Raw genomic sequence first — 19,338 nt, forward strand, 5'->3', positions numbered from 1 at the left:
GCTCCTTGAAATCTCAATAGTGAAGTCGGTAGATGAGCTGCAGTTCACGGGTGGTGCCGGTATTGTTGAGGCCGGATTTTGAAAGGTTGAGGCCGACCATGAGGTGATCCGAACCCAGGACGCTGCCTGCAAAGCCCAGGCGCACTTCATAGCCGGAGCCGCTGACGCTGTGATTCGTCAAAGCCAGGCTGGCAAAAGGACGTAACGCACGTGTGTACTCCTGTGAGTAACGCATGTTGGTGGAGACTTGAATGCCCGAAAAGCGGAAGTTGTTGGGCAGCAAGTAATCCATGCCTGCTGTGCTTCCATTCGGCAGGTAACGAAGAATATTGGCGTCACGACCAGTGAGTGTGGCGGGGTCTGTGCGGCTGTAGTTGTGCCATGAGGTGAAGGCACCGAACTCAATGGTCGGGGCTTCGCTGCGATAGGTATGGGTGTATTGCAGCGTGGTGTGCTGGCCAGAGCCAACACGCGCACCGGTTTGAACGGAGTAGCGCTCACTGGCAAACTCCAGGCCCACGCGATCCTGACGCGAGAATTGATATGTTGCGCCTGCAGAAACCCTGTCCTTCATGCCTCCCATGCGCATGGCCAGCGTGTCTTGCATGGACAGATTCTTGCCAAGTGACCCCTGAATCGTCCAGCGATTGCCAAAGGACTGGCTATGTGTGGCTTGCAGAGGGTGGTAGGTAGCTAGACTGCGGCGCTCGCCCAGCAGAAAATCGGTGCTGGCAAACTGTGTGATACGGCGCAATTGCAGGCCGACCCCTCGCTCAGAGGAGGGCTTTTGCACGAAGTCGCTGTTGTTGACGGAACGCCGGATATGATCGCCTTCCACTTCTAGTGCCCAGCGTGAGTTGATGGGCTGATGCCAGCGCAATGACTGTGCTGTCTCATTGATGCCATTCAGGTGGCGCTGGGTGATGCCATATTCGGCAAAGTGGCTGACCGCCAGCAACTGCTCGGTCAGGCTGGTATGTGCTTCATCCGAGTTGGGCTGATCTACCAGGGCTTCAAAGCCTGCAGTTTGGGCCAAACGCAAGTCTCCCACCATCACGGCGGCATTCACGTATTCATTACGAGGCAGGTTTTCGCCATGGCGTTCCAGCAGCGCGCCTACTTCAACCGTGTCTTTTTCCGCCAGAGCCGTTGTGAGCTGGGCCCACAGTGGCGCGTTGGCTTGTTTGCTGCGGCTACGTGCATATTGTTGCCAGAGGTAGCCTCGCTCTGCGGCGTATTCGCCCTTGTCTTGTAACCAGGCGATGGCCAATTCAGTGGCTGCAGCCGAGTATTGCTTACGCTCTGAAGACGCCAGGTCCTGACGCAGAAGCTCCCGCATGAGGGTCAATTCGTCATCGCCGTGTGACTGGTTCAGCAGCAGGCGGTTGCGGGCTTGCTGCTGTACTTTGCTGAGGCCTTCAGGTGTTAGCCACTCGCGCGTTGGATTTTTGCCCTTGGCAGCAGGTGTTTGCTGCAGCTGCTGAAGCCAGAGCTCGCGGCGCAGTCGCCAGGCCAGATCGGCTTGCTGGTCCTGTTCCAGTGCGTCTGCGTAACTCATCATCCACAGGAAATCGTCGCTATTGTCAGCACGATGTGGTTGCAGATAACGTTGCAATGCCACAGTGGGTCTGGACAGGCTTTGATTGGCCGCCGCCAGTGCGTTGTGCATGCTGGAGTCTTGAGCCCAAGATGACTCGACACGTGCCAACAATGATTTCAGCGAGGTTGCGTCTTGGGTATCAATGAGCAGCCACAGCAGTGCTTGTCGCAACGGCACAGAGTCTGGCGTCAGGGCCAAGCCGCTTAAGAAAGCATCACGAGCTTGAATCGGACGTTTGGTTCGTTCGTAGTACATACCCAGCACATGGAAGAACGCAGCTTGCTTTTGCAGGCGCTCGGCAATTTCAGGAGTGGCAAGGGCCTGTTCCAATTGCTTGCCAACCTGGGACCAGTCCTCTTTGTCCTCCAGCAGATAGAAGGCTTGAGTCAGGTGCCGGAGGTCATGAAATTTTTCCCAGGCACGCAGAGACAGCTGAGCGGCTTCATCTCGGTTGTTGCGCAGCATGATATTGATCAGCGCGTCATAGTCACTGACATCGGCACTGTGGGTATGCAGCAGTTTGCGATAAGCCTGCGTTGCAGCACGTTCATCACGTTGCTGTAGCGCGAGACTGCCCATGAAGCGCCAGTAATCGGCCTCATCAATCATTTTTGGAGGCACGCGCGACTGGGCATCTTCCAACCATTGGAGGCCCAGCTCAGGCTCCCCTTCCAGCAAGGCAATGGCTGCAGCAGGCATGACATTGGCAGGAGTGCGTTGCCCGGGATCTTGCAGCAGGCGTTTCCAGATAGCCAAGGCGAGCTTGTTCTGCCCGGCTCGCTCAGCCAGTTGTGCAAACGCTGCCAACGATTGTGGTGAGGAGGCATGACGTTGCAGGTAGTCAATGGCCAGCTGAGGATTGCCTTGTCGCTCATATGCCTGAATGAGAGACAGCAGCAGGGCGTGGTCGTCGGGGCGCTGTGAAAGCTGATGTTTGATGCCTGCTATCAATGCGTGGTCATCAAACAAGCCAGGAGCCAAGCGCATGACAGCTTGCCAAGCATCTACGCGTTGAGTGTTCTGGGCAATAAACAGCCAATTGTCCAGGGCGAGCTGGGGGCGTCCCAGCCATTCAGAGACTTTGGCCAGGCGCTCGCGCCAGGCAATATCTTGAGGGGCTTGTTTGACGGCAGCTTGGGCAACGTGCCACGCGTTTTCCAGATTTCTATTTTCCAGGAAAACGTCATAGCCCAGCTGGTATGTTTTGTCATCGAAAGGCAAAGCAGGTGTACCTGGCGAGGACTTTAAACGGGTCGTCGCCGCTGTTTTTTGCATGCTCCACCCTGCACCCTGCCATATGGCTGATTGCAAGGACCAAGCGCCATCATCAAAAATCTGCCGGGAGTCATTGCTCTGGGCTGCGGCAATGCTTTGCTGAGCATTCCACTGCTGCAAAAGCGTGATTTTGAGCAATTGCTTGACGTACTTTTCGGCGATAGCGGGCTGCCCTGCAGCACGAGCCAGATCAATCAGTGCGCGCAACGTTTCTGGATCGTTGCCCAGCGCCTCGGCATTGGATTCAGCCAAAGCGATGGCATCTTTGGCGCGGTTGGCGGATTGCAGCACCCGCATGGCTTCAAGCAGATAGCTACGGGCTTGCCTGGGGTCTTGTGTTGTCTTGCTGGCGCTTTGCAGCAGTTGCGAGGCTTCTTCGTACTGTGAAAAACCCAGTAACTGACGAGAGGCGTCGGCGTATACCTTGGACTTTTGTTCCGTATCGGGACTGATGCTGGCCAGCTCTTGATACAGCAACATGGCCAATGGAATATCGCGCAACGCCAGGGATGATGAGGCGAGATAAAACGTTTGCTCTTTGCTCAAGCCTTGTCTCGGAATGGCGCGGAGCGCCTCCAGTACTTCAAGGCGAAGCTGCTCAATTTGACGCGTGGCTTTGGAGCTGAATTTTTCAGCCTCCTGGTAGCGGGAGTAAAGACTTTCCCAGCGGCTCCATGCTACTTCAGAGGCGTCGGGCAGCACGTGCGTGCTGGCTACTTCCGCTGCACGCTTGATTTCTATTTGGCGTTGTTGCTTGGCTTTGAGCAATGACAGCAGGCGTTCATTGTCAGGGTCGCTTTCCAGCAAGTTCGTCAGATAGTTGAGTGACAGCTCAGAGTCATCTTGTGTATTGGCGAGCTGACGCTCCAGGTCTGCTTTGGGGAAAAGCAACCAGAGTGCGCCGCCGATCAGCACCGCAAGCAGTGCGATCAGCCACGGAAGGACTGCCGTGGGGCGATCAGAGCGCGCGACATTGGGCTTTGAGTTTTGCACTGGTTTGAGTACTTCTGAATGAACGGATGAAAGTGCTGTCGCTTGCTGTGCTGGTTGGTGCTGTGCCCTGGTCTGTAGTCAGGCTGCAGCCTTGTGGCAGATACATGCGCCATTCCAGCGGGACATGTCCTTGAAGTGAGAAGCTGACGCTGCCATCGGCTTGAGCTTGCCAGTCACTGATTCGGGCATTTGCATCCACGAGGTAAGCTTGCTTGGAGGGGTTGGCTGCAGTCTGGGTCTGCATTTGTGCAGAGCTTGAAGCCAGGTGCGCGTAGTAGCCGTCGGGGCCTTTTTGATAACCGGCAATATTGACGCTGTCCTTCATGACGGGAGTGCCTAGTGATGCAGGCAGGCGCACCGTGCGTAGTTGGCCGGGGCCGCGCATACGCCAGCCTTGCTCATCCTTGCCCACGGAAAACTCATAAAAATCCTGCACCTTGCGCACGTATTCAGAGGCAAAGATGGGATTGACCGGACGACTCAGAGCCCATTTATAGGCACTGTGCAGTGCCTTGATGCTGGCGACTTTGCTGACTGAGTAGAAGTGGTAGTAAATATCGATGGCTTTGAGGCGGCGAGGCGAGTCGGTCATCTCAAAGGTTTCGGTGACTTTTTCAAACCCGTAGAACGGACCATGCCAGAGATTGGTGTAAATGTTCTCGTTGGTAATGGGTGCGTAAACCTGCAAGTGCCCGCCTTTGCGGATGCCCCAACTCATGACTTCGGTCAGCGAGGGTTTGTTGCGGGTGATTGATGTATCTCCGCCATTGAGGTTGAGAAGTCCTGCTGCATCCGAAATGGCCAAAGCCTCGGCGCTGGGAGCTGTGTCACCCGACCAGAGAAAAACCCCCACAGGTTTGCCCGGAGGCGCCAGGTTTTTCTGGATGTAGTCAACAGAACCATTGATTTCACGATGCAAATCCATCACGTAGCCAGGGATGTGGAGGTTTAAATTGACTTCTTTGTCTTCTCGCTCTCCTTTGGATGGAGCGTGATCCCACAGGAAGGGGTGAGAGTAGGAGTGGCTGGCAATTTCGACGTGCGGCATGGCGAAAATGCGCTGGGCTATGCTTTCCAGCTGCTTGCTCCACTGGGGGTACAGTCCTTGAGGTGAGATCTCCGCTTCAATGACCGAGATGGTGTGAGGAATGCGATAGCGCTCGAGGATTTCGCGGCGCAGCATTTCGCCGGCAAAAGGCGAGCCGGGCACTTCTGCCTTCGAGGGAAAGGCATCTCCATCCACGTGTGCTAGCAGCAGGCGGCGGCCATTTTCTGTGGTCACATCGGGTACCGGGAAATCGGCCAAACGCAGTGTTTGCTGCAGCATGGAAAAAGGGTTGACAACCCAGCGCGACTGGTCTGTCCCAGGTACTTCTTCAATCAAATAGGGCATCAGCACAAAGCCGCCCCAGGGGGTGATGGCAGCAGAGACAAAGCGCTTGCCCTTGGCGTCATCAAAAGACAGCAACTGCTGGCTTTTTTGCAAAGTATCGGGAGCCAGTGTCCAGCCCTCGTAATCGAGGGCCGGAGGCAGCGGTTGCATTTCAAAGCCATAGATGCTGGCTTGCTCTGCTTTCTTGAGCGGATGTGCCGCAGTGCCCTCTGAGCTGCGCACACCAAAAGGCAGGGCGCGATCAATAGCGAAGCCTGGAGTGTTCAACACCAGGATCGGCATTTTCTGTTGGGACTGGTTGGCCAGCCATTGGCGAACATCCTTGACGCGCTGCTCCGGAATGGAGCCACCAAACCAGGTAATCACGCCCGCGTAGCGGTCGCGTGTAATGTTCTGCGGCAGTGCCTCTCGCACATCGGCGTAATCGGCGATGTAGCCCATGTAATTGAGTGGCATCTCCACAAAACGGTGGGCCGCTGTCCCATTCAGCGTTGGGTAGTCGGAGCTGTTGTAGAGAATCAGAATGTGACGCGCCTGTGCCTCTACCGTGCCAATGCCCAGTGTGTACAAGACTGAGTCGGCAACCCAGGGGATGATGCCCAGATCGGCAATTTTTTTGGCGGTTGCACGAGTGGTATCGCGGTCATGGGGCGGTACATAGTCAATGGCCATAACAGGCAGCTTGTCCCGTTCACGGATGGTTTGCAGCTGTGTCAGCAGCCACTCGCGGTCTTTGGCGGGAACATCCACATAGCGTTTGAGGTTGGCATCCCAGCCGCGAAACAGCGACTCTGCTGCCACCATCTGAATCTGATCCTTGACGCGTGGAACGATTTCGAAGCCACGGTTGAGAATCAGCTTGATGCCGGGATAGCGATCATTGAGTGTCTTGATGACACGTACCAGGCCGTCTTGCTGGGCGGCTTCGTCAAATTTTTCGGCCAGACGGTAAGAATCCATCGTGTCCAGAAAGAAACCGCGAAAGCCTTTCTGCCACAGCGGACCAATGACTTCATTCGCAAAGAATGCAGGCCATTGCTCGGGGGTCTGGTCGATGACGGTCGACTGCCAGGCACCATTTCGAGCCATCTTCCAGGCGGCAGGAAGCTTGGACAGATAGGGACGATCGTCACCTGCTTCTGCGACTGATGCGTATGCATACAGTTCGCTGTTGGGCCAAGTTTTCTTGAATTTGACGGGGTCGTACCCATGCTCTGGTTCGATTACGGCGATGTCGTACAAGGCGAGTTCGCTCATGGTGGCGTCCTTGCCGTAGTACACCGCCACCGAAGGTGTGGCCGCTTGAGCCCACATGGCGGTGAATAAAGCGCAGCAGATCAGGCAGCTTCGCAGCAAGGCGTTCACAGAGCATCTCTCCTTAATATTTGATAGTCTCAATCTATCTAGTATTTTTTTTGTTTCATCCTAGCTATTTTCTTGGAATGGAGCATTACAATTTGGTGATGATTTTGTTATTTGTTTCGTCATGCTTTTTGACATGAAGATGTAGGTCGCGCTGCTGTGCGGGTCATGAGGGGAGTCCTGATCAGTCAGGAAAAAACTTCAAGGAAGTACGGCATAACCGCATAGGGTGCTCATATGCGTGCTGGATATGGCGAAATCTTGGGCCTCGTTTTAATTTATTCGTGGTCTAAATTTTTCAGAAAAATCCGTGAATGGGAAGGCCTGTTTACCATCAGCGCCCTTGCCTGGGAGGTTGCAACCTACCTTGAACAGGCTAGCCTGCGTGACCTGCGTTGTGGCTCATATCGCTTGAACCTGTCACTTGAAAGGTGGGTCTGCGAGGGCGTGGTATCTTTTGGCCTTTGCCTTTTAGCTACGCCGAGAGTCTGTTCATGCTTGCCAAACGCATCATTCCCTGTCTTGACGTCACCGGAGGTCGTGTCGTCAAAGGCGTTAACTTTCTGGAGCTGCGCGATGCGGGCGACCCGGTGGAAATCGCCGCACGCTACAACGCCCAGGGGGCGGACGAGCTGACCTTTCTGGACATCACCGCCACCAGCGATGGCCGCGATCTCATCTTGCCCATCATCGAAGCCGTGGCCTCGCAGGTTTTCATTCCGCTGACCGTGGGCGGTGGCGTGCGCACGGTGGAAGATGTGCGCCGCCTGCTCAACGCCGGCGCCGATAAAACCAGTTTCAATTCCGCCGCGATTGCCAACCCCGACACCATCAACGCCTGCAGCGACAAATACGGCGCGCAATGCATTGTGGTGGCCATAGACGCCAAGCGCCGCACGGCTGAGGACGAGCAGCGCATCGGCCCAGGTGGCACGCCCATGGGTCCCGGCTGGGATGTGTATAGCTACGGTGGCCGCAAGAATGTGGGTTTGGATGTGGTGCGCTGGGCCGCCGAAATGGCGCGCCGCGGCGCCGGCGAAATCCTGCTGACCAGCATGGACCGCGACGGCACCAAGAGCGGTTTTGATCTGAAGCTCACCCGTGCCGTGGCCGATGCCGTGGCCGTGCCCGTGATCGCCTCGGGTGGTGTGGGCAATCTCGATGATCTGGCCGATGGCGTGACGCTGGGCGGCGCCGATGCGGTGCTGGCGGCCAGCATCTTTCACTACGGTGAATACACGGTGCAGCAGGCCAAGGAGTGCATGCGCGCGCGCGGCATTCCGGTGCGGCTTTGATATTTTTAAAACCATAGCTGCTGGCGCTTGTATTTCTGGGACTTCAAGGCTCTTTCATCCTGAAATCCAATGAATAAAAGCGCAGGCAGCTCTGAAATCAGGATGTGCTCATGAATTGGCTCGATCAGGTCAAATGGGATGACAAGGGGCTGGTTCCCGTCATCGCGCAGGAAAAAGCCAGCGGCGATGTGCTGATGTTCGCCTGGATGAACCGCGAGGCGCTGGAAAAAACCGCCGAGCTGGGCCGCGCCGTGTATTTTTCGCGCTCGCGTGGCAAGCTGTGGTTCAAGGGCGAAGAGTCGGGCCATGTGCAGACCGTGCACGAGCTGCGCATCGACTGCGACAACGATGTCATTCTTCTGAAGGTCACGCAGGCCGGCCACGAGCCCGGCATTGCCTGCCACACCGGCCGCCACAGCTGCTTTTACAGCGTGCTGCGCGATGGCCAATGGACTTCTGTCGAGCCGGTCTTGAAAGATCCGGACTCCATCTATAAATAAGCATCATGCAATCTGATAACAATCGCCCCACATCGCAAGACTCCCTGGCCCGTCTGGCCGCGGTGATCGAAAGCCGCAAGCCTGCCAACGGCGGCGACCCGGAAAAAAGCTATGTGGCCCGTCTGCTGCACAAAGGCCCCGATGCTTTCCTCAAGAAGGTGGGCGAAGAGGCGACCGAGGTCGTCATGGCGGCCAAGGATGCAGAGCATGGCGGCGATGCCAGCAAAATCCTGTATGAAGTTGCGGATTTGTGGTTTCACTCCATGATTGCACTGTCCCACTTCGGACTGACGCCCGCCCAGGTGATTGCCGAGCTGGAGCGCCGCGAAGGTCTCAGTGGCCTGGAGGAAAAAGCCCTGCGCAAGGCGGTGGATCGTGCCGAGCAGGAGAAAGGAAGCAGCTGATGAATGACCGTGACGTCGTGGATGTGAACAGCAGCACCTCGACCGAGATCGAAGGCCTCAAGGCCTGGGGTTGGGTGAGCTACTTTCTGCACTTGATCGTGGCCGTGGCAGCGGTCGTGCCCAGTGCTCAGGCCAGCGTTTTGCTGCTGGTGATTGCGCTGATCATTGACCTGATCAAACGCGATGATGCGCGCGGCACCTGGCAGGAAAGCCATTTCTCATGGCGTATCCGCAGCGTGATCTGGGCCGGAGTCTTGTATGTTGTGACAGCGCCGCTATGGTTCTTTCTTATCGTGCCGGGCTGGATTGCCTGGACGGTGATCTCCATCTGGTTCCTCTACCGCATCGTGCGCGGCATGGTGGCCATGAACAAGAATCGCGCCATCGTGGCCTGAGCCGTACCCAGCACTTCTTGCAAAGCCTTTGCGTTTCGACGCAAAGGCTTTTTTGTTTTGGTTGCAGCGCAGCAACCATAGGCTGCCGACAATCGCACGCGCCGCTGTGAGCTGTGCGATGCTTGTGCCATTGGATAACCGTCGCGGTACATCTAACGGCAGAGGAAAACCACCATGGCAGCAGCGTCGTCGCAAACCGTCCTCAATCTCGCCTTGCAAGGCGGCGGCTCCCATGGGGCGTTGACCTGGGGCGTACTGGATGCCTTGCTCGAAGATGACGAACTGGTGCTGGAAGGCATCAGCGGCACCAGCGCCGGCGCCATGAATGCCGTGGTACTGGCCCATGGCTTTGCCCAGGCCGCCGCACAAGAGAGCGATACGCAAGAGGCTCGCCGCCTGGGCCGCACGCTGGCACGCCAGGCGCTGGCCGAGCTGTGGGAGGGCGTGGGCAGCATGGGCAGCATGGGCAGCCTGCTCTGGGGTGTGCCTCTGCCGGGCGTGCAAATGCTCGGCGGCGTGCTCAACCAGTTCCTGTCGCCCTACCAGACCAATCCGCTCAATATCAACCCGCTGCGCCAGTTGCTGATGCGGGTGGTGGATTTCGAGCAGCTCATGCACACGGCCAACCAGGACGTGGTGCCCAAGCTGTTTGTCTGCGCCACCAATGTGCGCACGGGGCGCGGCAAGATCTTCTCGGGCGAGCAGGTGACGGCCGATGCCATCATGGCTTCGGCCTGCCTGCCACAGCTGTTCAAGGCTGTGGAAATCGAGGGCGAGCACTACTGGGACGGCGGTTTTTCAGGCAATCCGGCCCTGTACCCGCTGATTTACGGCACCAAGGCCAGAGACATTCTGCTGGTGCAGATCAATCCCAAGAACTCGGAGGAGCTGCCGGCCACGGCCAGCGACATCATGGATCGCATGAACGAGGTCACGTTCAACGCCAGCTTGCTGGCCGAGTTGCGGGCCATCGAGTTCGTGGTGCGCATGCTGGAGGAAAAGCGCCTGGATACCGAGCGCTACAAACATGTGCTCATGCACCGCATCGATGGCGGGGCCGTGCTCAAACGCTATGGCGCTTCGAGCAAGATCCGCGCCGATATCGGCATGGTGCGCGATATGTTTGCCCTGGGCCGGGAGCAGGGCGAACGCTGGTTGCATGACAACCGTCAGCATATAGGCGTCAAGCAGACTCTGGGTTTCAACGACAATGCCGTGTAGAACTTTTGTATTCTTGAGGCTATGCACGATCCCAACTGCCTGTTTTGCCGTATTGCCAAGGGCGAGATTCCTTCCCGCAAGGTGTATGAAGACGAAGAGGTCTTTGCCTTTCACGATATCCACCCCGGCGCACCCGTGCATTTCTTGATGATTCCCAAGAAGCACGTGGCCTCGCTGGCCCAGGTTTCTGCCGAAGACGCTCCCTTGCTGGGCCGCATGCTGGCTCTGGCGCCGCAGCTGGCGCTGGAGCAGGGCTGCAACCCCTACCCCGAAGGGGGTTACCGCGTGGTGGTCAATACCGGCACGGAAGGCGGGCAGGAAGTGCATCACCTGCATCTGCACGTCATGGGCGGCCCTCGTCCCTGGCTCAAAGGCTAAAGACCCCAGCCCACACTCGCGCGGATGTTTGACAAGCCTGCATAAAGCCGTGCGCAGCAGGCTTTTTGGGCTATTGCCGTCTGTCTGACATAAGCCACGTCTAAAATGGTTTGCATTTCTTAGGAGATTCTCATGGGCTCTTTTTCTATCTGGCACTGGCTGATCGTGCTGGCCATCGTGGTTCTGGTGTTTGGCACCAAGAAGCTCAAGAACATCGGTAGCGACCTGGGCGGTGCCGTCAAGGGTTTCAAGGACGGTATCAAGGAAGGCGGAGCGCCTGAGAATACCGACGCGGCTGCGGGTCAGGTTGCCAATCAGGCTGCTGCCGACAAGAACACCATTGACGTTCAAGCCAAGCAAAAAAGCTGATCTGGCACGCTGATACATGTTTGATATTGGCCTGTCCAAAATGGCGCTCATAGGAGCCGTGGCCCTGGTGGTCATCGGCCCCGAGAAGCTGCCGCGCGTTGCCCGCATGGTGGGCACGATGCTTGGAAGGGCGCAGCGCTATGTGTCCGATGTCAAGGCCGAGGTCAATCGTTCCATGGAGCTCGACGAGCTTCGCAAGATGAAGGACTCGGTGGAGGGCGCGGCCCGCGATGTGGAGCAAAGCATTCACAGCCACACGTCCGACCTTGAAAAAGGCTTGAGCGATGCGACTCGGGATTTGCGCGACGATGCGCCCATGACCTCGGCATCGTCCTTTGATTCCGGTGCCGATTACGGCTACGGTTCCGATACGCACAGTGCGGTGGCGCCCACCTACCATCACCCGCGCAAGAACTGGCGTGTGAAGCGCGCTGCCGTGCCCCAGTGGTACAAGGCGCGCTCGGGCGTGCGCGCCAGGGTTCAGTCAGGTGCGGCGCGCGTGGCGCGTTTTCGCCCGCAAAAGTTGCGTTAGACATGAAGATGCGCAGCCCTGTGGCTGTGAGTAGGGCAGCGCAGGCTGCCACTTTCAGGCATCTTCATGCCTCAGTGCCCGTGACTACGGGCGTTTTGCTTTCTGTTTCAAGCGTACAGAGCCGCAGCGGCTCTGGCGCTGTTTTGCACCATGTCCGAATCCTCTCCTAAAGACGACGAACTTGCCGGCACCGAGCAGCCGTTTGTGCAGCACCTGATGGAGCTGCGCGACCGTTTGCTGTATTGCATCTACGGTATTGGCGTAGGCATAGCCGTGCTGATGTTCTGGCCCGGTCCGGACGGCTTGATTGACTTCATCGCGATGCCGATCAAGGAGCACATGCCGCCCGGAGCCAAGCTGATTGCGGTAGGTGTTTTCTCGCCGTTCTTCGTGCCGCTCAAGGTGCTGATGATGGTGGCGGTGCTGCTGGCCCTGCCTTGGCTGATGTACCAGGTATGGGCTTTTGTGGCGCCGGGTCTGTACAGCCATGAAAAGAAGTTTGCGCTGCCGCTGATCCTGTTCGGCAGCTTGCTGGCCTATGCCGGCATTGCTTTTGTGCAGTTCTTTGTGCTGGGCAATATGTTCAAGTTCATCCAGCACTTCACGCCTTCAAGCGTGGCTGCGACGCCCGACATCGCCTCGTATGTGGAAGCGATTTTGTCGCTCTACATCGCTTTTGCCGCCGCGTTCCAGGTGCCGATTGTGGTGATGCTGCTGGTGCGTTTTGGCCTGGTGGAGATCGAGAAACTCAAGTCCTTCCGCGGCTACTTTGTGGTGCTGGCCTTTGTCATTGCAGCCGTGATCACGCCTCCGGATGTGATCTCCCAGCTGGCGCTGGCCATTCCCATGTGCCTGCTGTACGAGGTGGGTATTCTGGGTGCTGGCTGGTTCAGCCGCATCTCCAAGGCGCCAGACGAGGCGGAGGCGTCAGACGCAGCAATGGACAAACCAGCGGACAAGCCCGCAGACGGCAGCTGATCCAGCGCCTCACTTTCATGCCAAGCCCCAGGAGCAATCCTGGGGCTTTTGTTTTGATAGCTGTTTGCGCCTGTTCTGAATGACTTTCAAGCCCATCGTGACCTGAAGTGGATTGATTGCATGCGCTTGTAGCTATGAAGTTTGATAGCTTTGATGCAGTGCGACCGTAAAAAAGCCAGTGACGCGGCACTGGCTGATTTGGGAAGGCGTTGTGGCGCTCAGCGGCGTGGGCCTTGCGTTTGCCGGTTGGCCGGCGGGCGTATGCCGGGGGTGATGTCGAGCATGACTTCGCTATCGCCTCGGCGCACATTGAACTTGGAGGCTTCGCCAGGCTTGAGCGAAGCCACGGCGGTGAGCAGCTCGGAGACATTGCGCGTGGGCAACTCGCCCACCTTCACGATCACATCGCCGGGACGCATGCCGGCCTGGGCGGCAGGGCCAGCCTGCAGCACGCCGGTAATGATGACGCCAGCACTGGCCTTCACGCCAAAGGTCTCGGCCAACTCGGGCGAGAGTTCGTTGGGCTCCACGCCAATCCAGCCGCGGGTGACCTTGCCGTCCTTGACGATGCCGTCCAGCACCATCTTGGCGGTGGAGACCGGAATGGCAAAGCCAATGCCCATGCTGCCGCCGGAGCGCGAGTAGATGGCGGTGTTGATGCCCAGCAGATTGCCTTCGGCATCCACCAGTGCGCCGCCGGAGTTGCCGGGATTGATAGCCGCATCGGTCTGGATGAAGTTCTCGAAGGTGTTGATGCCCAGCTGGCTACGGCCCAGAGCGCTGATGATGCCGCTGGTCACCGTCTGGCCCACGCCAAAGGGGTTGCCGATGGCCAGCACGCGGTCGCCCACGGCGACCTGGTCGGAATTGCCCAGCACGATGACGGGGAGTTTTTCCAGTTCGATCTTCAAAATGGCCAGATCGGTCTCAGGGTCCGTGCCAATCACCTTGGCCTTGGCCTGGCGGCTGTCGGTCAGCGTGACTTCGATATCGTCTGCACCCTCGACCACATGGTTGTTGGTGAGTATGTAGCCATCTTGGCTGATGATGACGCCGCTACCCAAACCAGATTGCTCTTGCGGGCCTTGCTCGCCAAAGAAGAACTGGAACCAGGGATCGTTGGCGCGCGGGTGGCGCACCTCCTTGCTGGTGTTGATGCTGACCACGGCCGGCGCGGCTTTGCGTGCGGCCGGGGCAAAGCTGCCCGGGGCCACTTCACCGGCAGGCGTAGGCGGTGCCTGCAGCAGCGAGATGCCGGCGTTGCTACGGATATTTCGGCTCCCAAGCCAACTAGGCTGTAGGGTTGCCACTACGAAATAGATAGCGACCAGGGCGGTGACTACCTGAGAAAACAGCAACCAGGTGCGTTTCATGTAATGCGTATGAAGAAGGTGAGAGACAAGCCCGCATTGTGAGGCATGGGCGCTGGCGCGTCTGCAGCACTTGCTTGCTAGGGCGGCTTTACTTAGCGCAAACCGGCGGCGGCTGCAGGCCGGCAAGGCATAGGAATGTTGGCGTCTAAAGTTTTGCGCGCCGTTCAGTGATGAGTACAAACCCTAGAATGGTTTATCGACTGCGCTTATGCCGCCGTTTTCTGAGGTCCGGGCTCATCCGGCTTGTGCCATCAGTTGTTCAAGGTCCTACAGCTTGGCCTTGCAAAACTCGGTCTGCCGCTGCACGTTGACCCGTTGCAGCTGGCTTATCCGCGCTGTCCTGTTGTTTGATTTGGGAAACACCATGACTACGCTTGATCTCGCGCAGCCGGCCACCACGCCGGCTGTTGCGTCTAATCGTCCTCTGAACCGAGAGGATTACAAGACCCTGGGCTTATCGGCTCTGGGCGGAACGCTGGAGTTTTACGACTTCGTGGTGTTCGTCTTTTTCGCCAATGTGATTGGCACGCTGTTCTTCCCGACCGATCTGCCCGATTGGATGCGCCAGCTGCAGACGCTGGGCATTTTTGCGGCCGGCTATCTGGCCCGCCCTCTGGGGGGCATCATCATTGCCCACTATGGTGACAAGATCGGCCGCAAGAAGATGTTCAGCCTGTCCATCTTTTTGATGGCCGTGCCTACTCTGGTCATCGGCCTGCTGCCCACCTATGAAGCCATTGGCATCGCTGCACCGCTGCTGTTGCTGGCCATGCGCGTGTTACAAGGTGCGGCGATTGGCGGCGAAATGCCGGGTGCCTGGGTTTTTGTGGCCGAGCATTCGCCGGTCAAGAACTACGGCCTGGCCATTGGCACGCTGACTTCGGGCATCACCGGCGGCATTTTCCTGGGTTCCATCTTCGGTGTCTGGCTCAACAGCGTGTACAGCCAGGCCGAGATTCATGACTGGGCCTGGCGCCTGCCCTTTATTTTGGGCGGCGTGTTTGGTCTGGTGTCGGTGTATCTGCGCAAGTTTCTGCACGAGACGCCCATCTTTCAGGAGCTGCAGGCCCGCAAGGCGGTTGACCGCGAGTTGCCCATCAAGACCATTTTGCGCGAGCACCGCCAGGCCTGCGTGGTGGTGGCGCTGATGACCTGGGTGCTGTCCACGGCCATCGTGGTGGTGATTTTGTTCACCCCCGCCTATCTGCAAAAAGTCTTTCATATCGCGCCGGCCATGGCGCTCAAGGCCAATGCCGTGGCGACCGTGACGCTGACCATAGGCTGTGTGTTCTGGGGCTGGCTGTCCGACAAGCTGGGTACGCGCGCGGCCATGGTTCTGGGCTGGGGGGGTATGACGGCCACCACCTATCTGTTCTATATGAACCTGCCGGGCACTGAGGCTTCGCTGATCTGCACCTATGCCACCGTGGGCTTTTTTGTGGGCGCCATTTCTCTGCTGCCTGTGGTGGGCGTGCGTGCCTTCCCGGCTGAAGTACGCTTTACCGGTCTTTCCTTCTCCTACAACATGGCCTATGCCGTGTTCGGCGGACTGACGCCCATGCTGGTATCGGTATGGCAGCAGGTGGATGTGATGGCCCCGGCCCACTATGTGGCGGCCATGGGTGTTCTGGGTGTAGCCATGGGCTTCTGGCCCTTGGCCTGCAAGGGCTGGCAAGCTCGCTCGTGAGCAGCGAGGCTTGAGGCATAAAAAAGGAGCGCTTGAAGCGCTCCTTTTGTTTTGGCACGCGATGTGCCATGGTTGCCGTCTTAGTGGCGGCGGTGCTGAGGTGCACCTGTAGGGGCGGAGCCCGAACGTTCGATGTGACGGAAAGTAAGGCGACCCTTGTTCAGGTCGTAAGGAGACATCTCCAGCGTGACCTTGTCGCCAGCCAGTACGCGAATACGGTGCTTGCGCATCTTGCCGCCCGAATAGGCGATCAGTTGATGGCCGTTTTCCAGGGTGACGCGAAAGCGGGCATCGGGCAGCACTTCATCCACTCTGCCTTGCATTTCAATCAGTTCTTCTTTGGCCAATGGGGCTCCCTTCGAATAAGGTTGGTAAGTGTGATGTGATTAGTTGAGCTGGTTGCACAGAACCATGCTACGCCCTTCTGTCAGGGCATATTTGTTGGCAATCGACTGGCTGTCGAATTGCTCGATAAAGCTGAAGATGCGGTCATATTTCCCGCGGCGAATAGAGACTGCAGCGGCAACTTTGCCGCTGTGGGTAATTTGGGTGAGCGGAGTAACAACGTAGTTGCCGACACGCTCTGTGATTTGTGTTGTATTCATCGTGTCAACGACGGCAGGCACCAATGAGGGGCAAACCATCAGAAAATAAAAGGATAGAAAAAGAAGATCAAGACTCGCCAGGTCTGCTGGGGCTTGAAGAAGCTCGCCTAAAAAAGTGAGACAGCCGGATTGCTTCAATGGAAGTTCGGCCACGTGCGGCGTGAGAGTCGCGTGTGAGTCAGACAAGCGCTGTAGGGGCGGGCAAAAAGACAGCGAGTGCTCAATTATAAGGCAATACGCTTTTATCAGCAAATAGCATATTGTCCAGGCCAATGGAGGGATTGTTGTTTTAGTGAGAACAATCTCATTCCAGCCAAGGCTATTGTTTGCTTTGCGTGTTTGAAGGTACTGCAGCCCGCTCATGCACAATCGGCGGCATGAGCATCGAGCGAAATGAACTTCTGGCCCGATTCGACGGCCTGCTGCAACCTGAACGTTTCAAGGACTATGGTCCCAACGGCCTGCAGGTGGAAGGCAAAAACGAGATCCGCAGCATCGTCAGCGGCGTCACGGCCAGCCGTGCCCTGATCGAGGCGGCCATAGATGCCAAAGCCGATGCGATCTTTGTGCACCATGGGCTGTTTTGGCGTGGCATGGACGGCCGCATTACCGGCTGGCTCAAGGAGCGAATCCGCCTGCTGTTGGCTCATGACATCAATCTGTTTGCCTATCATCTGCCATTGGATGCCCATGCCGAACTGGGCAATAACGCCCAACTGGGCGTGCAGCTTGGCGTGAAAGGTGAAGCCGCCTTTGGCGAGCAAAATCTGGGTTGGCTGGCTGCCGCAGAGTTTGCCAATGCCCAGGTTCTGGCGAGCCATGTGCAGACCCAGCTGGGTCGTGCCGTGACCATGGCCACGGGCGACGCTGCCAGGCCCATACGCAAGCTGGCCTGGTGCACAGGTGGGGCGCAAGGGTTTTTTGAGGCGGCCATTGCCGCAGGGGCCGATGCCTATATCACGGGCGAGATGTCCGAACCCCAGGTGCATCTGGCGCGCGAAACCGGCACCACCTTCATCGCGGCAGGTCACCATGCGACCGAGCGCTATGGCGCACCGGCGGTGGCGGCCCATGTGGCGGCGCAACTGGGGTTGGAGCATCGATTTATCGAGATTGATAATCCGGCCTGAGTCTTCGCCTGAGTATTCATTTGATAGCTGCCAGCGCTTATTCCGCGAGTGATGGCGCTATTTTTATATCTATGTCCAATCAAGCACAAACGAACGCCGCCATTGCCATTACGCAAGGTGACTGCGCCGGCATCGGACCGGAAATCATTGCCAAGGCCTTTCGCGATGCGCCTCAGGAAATGCGCGGCTGTTTTGTCGTCGGTGAGTTGCAAACCCTGCGCCGGGCCACGGCGCTGGTGGCAGGCCTGGCGGACGGTGGGCAAGCCGTTGCCCAGCCTATTTCCCAACCGATTGCCCAGCCCATTGCGCTCATCAGCCAGGCGGCAGAGGCGTGGGATGTGCCTTGTGGTGCCATTCCTTTGCTGGCATTGCCAGACTTGCCCGGGCCGCAGGCCTATGGGCAGATCAGTGCACAGGCTGGCGACGCTGCAGCGCGCTGCGTGGTATGGGCTGCCCAGGCTGCCTTGCGCGGCGAGATTGCCGCCTTGGTGACGGCGCCGCTGCACAAGGAGGCCCTGTCTCTGGCGGGTGTGGATTACCCCGGCCACACCGAGTTGCTGCAAGCCGAAGCGGCACTGCATGCGGGTGTGCCGGTGGCGCAGATGCCCGTGCGCATGATGCTGGCCAACGACCAGTTGCGCACGGTGCTGGTCAGCATCCACATGTCTTTGCGTGATGCGCTTGAGGCGGTCACACAGAAGCAGATTCTGCAGACCCTGAAGATTACCCACGAGGCGCTTTTGCGGAATCTGGGGCGTGCTCCGCGCATCGGCGTGGCAGGGCTCAATCCCCATGCGGGCGAGGGCGGTCTTTTTGGGCGCGAAGAAATTGAAATCATCAGTCCCGCCATTGCCCAGGCAAAGGCCGAGGGGCTGGATGTGCACGGGCCATTTGCTCCGGACACCATCTTCATGCGGGCGCGCAACACCGCTGATCATCCGGGTGAATTTGATGTGGTGTTGGCGATGTACCACGACCAAGGGTTGATCCCAGTCAAATACTTGGGTGTGGAAAAAGGCGTCAACGTCACGCTGGGATTGCCGTTGGTGCGCACCAGTCCCGATCATGGAACAGCCTTTGATATCGCAGGCCAGGGTGTGGCTGAAGCCGACAGCATGCTGGAAGCCGTGCGCGTGGCCCGCAGTCTGGCGGCCTGATCGAGAGCCGTGAATGCAGCCCGCCGTGCTTCGAAATTGCAGCCCTCTTGAAGCCTGCGGCCGGGCTTGATGCGATCGACAATGAAAAAGCCTGCGGCATTGGCCGCAGGCTTTCTTTGATTGAGGCGGAGGCTCAGACCTTGCGGTTCAGGCTGTCGCGAATTTCGCGCAGCAGCAGCACGTCTTCGGGGGTGGCAGGAGCGGCTTCGGGTGCTGCCGGGGCTTCGCGCTTGAGGCGGTTGACCTGCTTGATCATGATGAAAATGATGAAGGCCAGAATCAGGAAATTCACGGCCACCGTGATGAAATTGCCATAGGCAAATACGGGAACGCCGGCTTTCTTCAGGGCATCAAGCGTCCGGACTGTGCCCTCCGGAACGGTGCCCAGGACCACGAACAGATTCGAGAAATCCAGCTTGCCGAAAACCAGGCCGACCAGAGGCATGATGAGATCGTTGACAACTGAATCAACGATCTTGCCGAAGGCCCCGCCAATGATCACGCCCACGGCCAGATCCATCACGTTTCCCTTGATTGCGAATTCGCGGAATTCTTGCATCATGCCCATAAGCAGTTCCAGTCATAAGAGTTTGAGATAGCGCAGTATTGCGCGACTTAGGCTTATGTCAACCTCGGACAGAGGCTGGAATAACCATGATCTCGCCGCTAGAATTTGTCATTGACCCCCAAA

General features: G+C 57.8%; 18 protein-coding genes. 12 read left to right on the forward strand and 6 right to left on the reverse strand.

Annotation, left to right across the window (positions count from 1 at the left end):
- Positions 1 to 13 precede the first annotated feature (13 nt).
- Positions 14 to 3,868 (reverse strand): tetratricopeptide repeat protein, encoded by a 3,855-nt coding sequence (locus EAO39_RS04570; RefSeq protein WP_120966363.1) that lies wholly within the window; start codon positions 3,866 to 3,868, stop codon positions 14 to 16.
- Complete coding sequence (locus EAO39_RS04575) at positions 3,834 to 6,626, reverse strand: endo alpha-1,4 polygalactosaminidase (protein ID WP_120966364.1); 2,793 nt, start codon at positions 6,624 to 6,626, stop codon at positions 3,834 to 3,836. The genes EAO39_RS04570 and EAO39_RS04575 overlap by 35 nt, the downstream gene beginning before the upstream one ends.
- A gap of 491 nt (positions 6,627 to 7,117) precedes the next feature.
- On the opposite strand from EAO39_RS04575, the gene hisF reads away from it, so the two are divergent.
- The 9 genes from hisF (at position 7,118) to tatC (ending at position 12,695) form a co-directional block, all read left to right on the forward strand.
- Positions 7,118 to 7,918 (forward strand): imidazole glycerol phosphate synthase subunit HisF, encoded by an 801-nt coding sequence (hisF, locus tag EAO39_RS04580; RefSeq protein WP_120970684.1) that lies wholly within the window; start codon positions 7,118 to 7,120, stop codon positions 7,916 to 7,918.
- A 110-nt stretch (positions 7,919 to 8,028) separates the two neighbouring features.
- Complete coding sequence (gene hisI, locus EAO39_RS04585; protein ID WP_120966365.1) at positions 8,029 to 8,418, forward strand: phosphoribosyl-AMP cyclohydrolase; 390 nt, start codon at positions 8,029 to 8,031, stop codon at positions 8,416 to 8,418.
- A gap of 2 nt (positions 8,419 to 8,420) precedes the next feature.
- Positions 8,421 to 8,822 carry a phosphoribosyl-ATP diphosphatase gene (locus tag EAO39_RS04590; RefSeq protein WP_205589417.1) on the forward strand — a complete coding sequence of 134 codons (402 nt, stop codon included), beginning with the start codon at positions 8,421 to 8,423 and terminating at the stop codon, positions 8,820 to 8,822.
- Positions 8,822 to 9,217: a hypothetical protein gene (locus EAO39_RS04595; protein WP_120966367.1), complete on the forward strand. Its 396-nt coding sequence runs from the start codon at positions 8,822 to 8,824 to the stop codon at positions 9,215 to 9,217. The genes EAO39_RS04590 and EAO39_RS04595 overlap by 1 nt, the downstream gene beginning before the upstream one ends.
- Before the next feature lie 174 nt (positions 9,218 to 9,391).
- Positions 9,392 to 10,438, forward strand: coding sequence for a patatin-like phospholipase family protein (locus EAO39_RS04600; RefSeq protein ID WP_120966368.1), 1,047 nt, complete (start codon positions 9,392 to 9,394; stop codon positions 10,436 to 10,438).
- A 21-nt stretch (positions 10,439 to 10,459) separates the two neighbouring features.
- Positions 10,460 to 10,816, forward strand: coding sequence for a histidine triad nucleotide-binding protein (locus tag EAO39_RS04605; RefSeq protein ID WP_120966369.1), 357 nt, complete (start codon positions 10,460 to 10,462; stop codon positions 10,814 to 10,816).
- A gap of 132 nt (positions 10,817 to 10,948) precedes the next feature.
- A complete protein-coding gene (gene tatA, locus EAO39_RS04610) occupies positions 10,949 to 11,185 on the forward strand; it encodes a Sec-independent protein translocase subunit TatA (protein WP_120966370.1) in 237 nt (78 codons plus the stop codon).
- Positions 11,186 to 11,201: 16 nt separating this feature from the next.
- Positions 11,202 to 11,717 (forward strand): Sec-independent protein translocase protein TatB, encoded by a 516-nt coding sequence (gene tatB, locus EAO39_RS04615; protein ID WP_120966371.1) that lies wholly within the window; start codon positions 11,202 to 11,204, stop codon positions 11,715 to 11,717.
- A 150-nt stretch (positions 11,718 to 11,867) separates the two neighbouring features.
- Complete coding sequence (gene tatC / locus EAO39_RS04620; protein WP_120966372.1) at positions 11,868 to 12,695, forward strand: twin-arginine translocase subunit TatC; 828 nt, start codon at positions 11,868 to 11,870, stop codon at positions 12,693 to 12,695.
- Between the two features lie 218 nt (positions 12,696 to 12,913).
- Here the strand turns inward: tatC and EAO39_RS04625 are convergent, their stop codons facing one another.
- Positions 12,914 to 14,068 (reverse strand): trypsin-like peptidase domain-containing protein, encoded by a 1,155-nt coding sequence (locus tag EAO39_RS04625; RefSeq protein WP_120966373.1) that lies wholly within the window; start codon positions 14,066 to 14,068, stop codon positions 12,914 to 12,916.
- A 364-nt stretch (positions 14,069 to 14,432) separates the two neighbouring features.
- On the opposite strand from EAO39_RS04625, the gene EAO39_RS04630 reads away from it, so the two are divergent.
- On the forward strand, positions 14,433 to 15,755 hold the full coding sequence (locus EAO39_RS04630; RefSeq protein WP_120966374.1) for an MFS transporter: 1,323 nt from the start codon (positions 14,433 to 14,435) through the stop codon (positions 15,753 to 15,755).
- Between the two features lie 80 nt (positions 15,756 to 15,835).
- On the opposite strand, the gene infA is transcribed toward EAO39_RS04630, so the two are convergent.
- Positions 15,836 to 16,102 (reverse strand): translation initiation factor IF-1, encoded by a 267-nt coding sequence (gene infA / locus EAO39_RS04635; protein WP_120966375.1) that lies wholly within the window; start codon positions 16,100 to 16,102, stop codon positions 15,836 to 15,838.
- Between the two features lie 39 nt (positions 16,103 to 16,141).
- Entirely contained in the window at positions 16,142 to 16,723 is a 582-nt protein-coding gene (locus EAO39_RS22880; RefSeq protein ID WP_240466896.1) for a hypothetical protein, read from the reverse strand.
- 14 nt (positions 16,724 to 16,737) lie between these two features.
- On the opposite strand from EAO39_RS22880, the gene EAO39_RS04645 reads away from it, so the two are divergent.
- A complete protein-coding gene (locus EAO39_RS04645; RefSeq protein ID WP_120966376.1) occupies positions 16,738 to 17,490 on the forward strand; it encodes a Nif3-like dinuclear metal center hexameric protein in 753 nt (250 codons plus the stop codon).
- 71 nt (positions 17,491 to 17,561) lie between these two features.
- Positions 17,562 to 18,647, forward strand: coding sequence for a 4-hydroxythreonine-4-phosphate dehydrogenase PdxA (pdxA, locus tag EAO39_RS04650; RefSeq protein ID WP_120966377.1), 1,086 nt, complete (start codon positions 17,562 to 17,564; stop codon positions 18,645 to 18,647).
- A 133-nt stretch (positions 18,648 to 18,780) separates the two neighbouring features.
- Here the strand turns inward: pdxA and mscL are convergent, their stop codons facing one another.
- Positions 18,781 to 19,215: a large conductance mechanosensitive channel protein MscL gene (mscL, locus tag EAO39_RS04655; protein WP_120966378.1), complete on the reverse strand. Its 435-nt coding sequence runs from the start codon at positions 19,213 to 19,215 to the stop codon at positions 18,781 to 18,783.
- Between the last annotated feature and the right edge of the window lie 123 nt (positions 19,216 to 19,338).

Source organism: Comamonas sp. lk, assembly GCF_900564145.1.
Classification (GTDB): domain Bacteria; phylum Pseudomonadota; class Gammaproteobacteria; order Burkholderiales; family Burkholderiaceae_C; genus Comamonas.

Bases quoted from the DNA above. Each gene is read 5' to 3' on its own strand.
- hisF (WP_120970684.1), top strand. From the start codon at position 7,118: ATGCTTGCCAAACGCATCATTCCCTGTCTTGACGTCACCGGAGGTCGT.
- hisI (WP_120966365.1), top strand. From the start codon at position 8,029: ATGAATTGGCTCGATCAGGTCAAATGGGATGACAAGGGGCTGGTTCCC.
- EAO39_RS04595 (WP_120966367.1), top strand. From the start codon at position 8,822: ATGAATGACCGTGACGTCGTGGATGTGAACAGCAGCACCTCGACCGAG.
- EAO39_RS04600 (WP_120966368.1), top strand. From the start codon at position 9,392: ATGGCAGCAGCGTCGTCGCAAACCGTCCTCAATCTCGCCTTGCAAGGC.
- EAO39_RS04605 (WP_120966369.1), top strand. From the start codon at position 10,460: ATGCACGATCCCAACTGCCTGTTTTGCCGTATTGCCAAGGGCGAGATT.
- tatA (WP_120966370.1), top strand. From the start codon at position 10,949: ATGGGCTCTTTTTCTATCTGGCACTGGCTGATCGTGCTGGCCATCGTG.
- tatB (WP_120966371.1), top strand. From the start codon at position 11,202: ATGTTTGATATTGGCCTGTCCAAAATGGCGCTCATAGGAGCCGTGGCC.
- tatC (WP_120966372.1), top strand. From the start codon at position 11,868: ATGTCCGAATCCTCTCCTAAAGACGACGAACTTGCCGGCACCGAGCAG.
- EAO39_RS04625 (WP_120966373.1), bottom strand. From the start codon at position 14,068: ATGAAACGCACCTGGTTGCTGTTTTCTCAGGTAGTCACCGCCCTGGTC.
- EAO39_RS04630 (WP_120966374.1), top strand. From the start codon at position 14,433: ATGACTACGCTTGATCTCGCGCAGCCGGCCACCACGCCGGCTGTTGCG.
- EAO39_RS22880 (WP_240466896.1), bottom strand. From the start codon at position 16,723: ATGAGCGGGCTGCAGTACCTTCAAACACGCAAAGCAAACAATAGCCTT.
- EAO39_RS04645 (WP_120966376.1), top strand. From the start codon at position 16,738: ATGAGCATCGAGCGAAATGAACTTCTGGCCCGATTCGACGGCCTGCTG.
- pdxA (WP_120966377.1), top strand. From the start codon at position 17,562: ATGTCCAATCAAGCACAAACGAACGCCGCCATTGCCATTACGCAAGGT.
- mscL (WP_120966378.1), bottom strand. From the start codon at position 19,215: ATGGGCATGATGCAAGAATTCCGCGAATTCGCAATCAAGGGAAACGTG.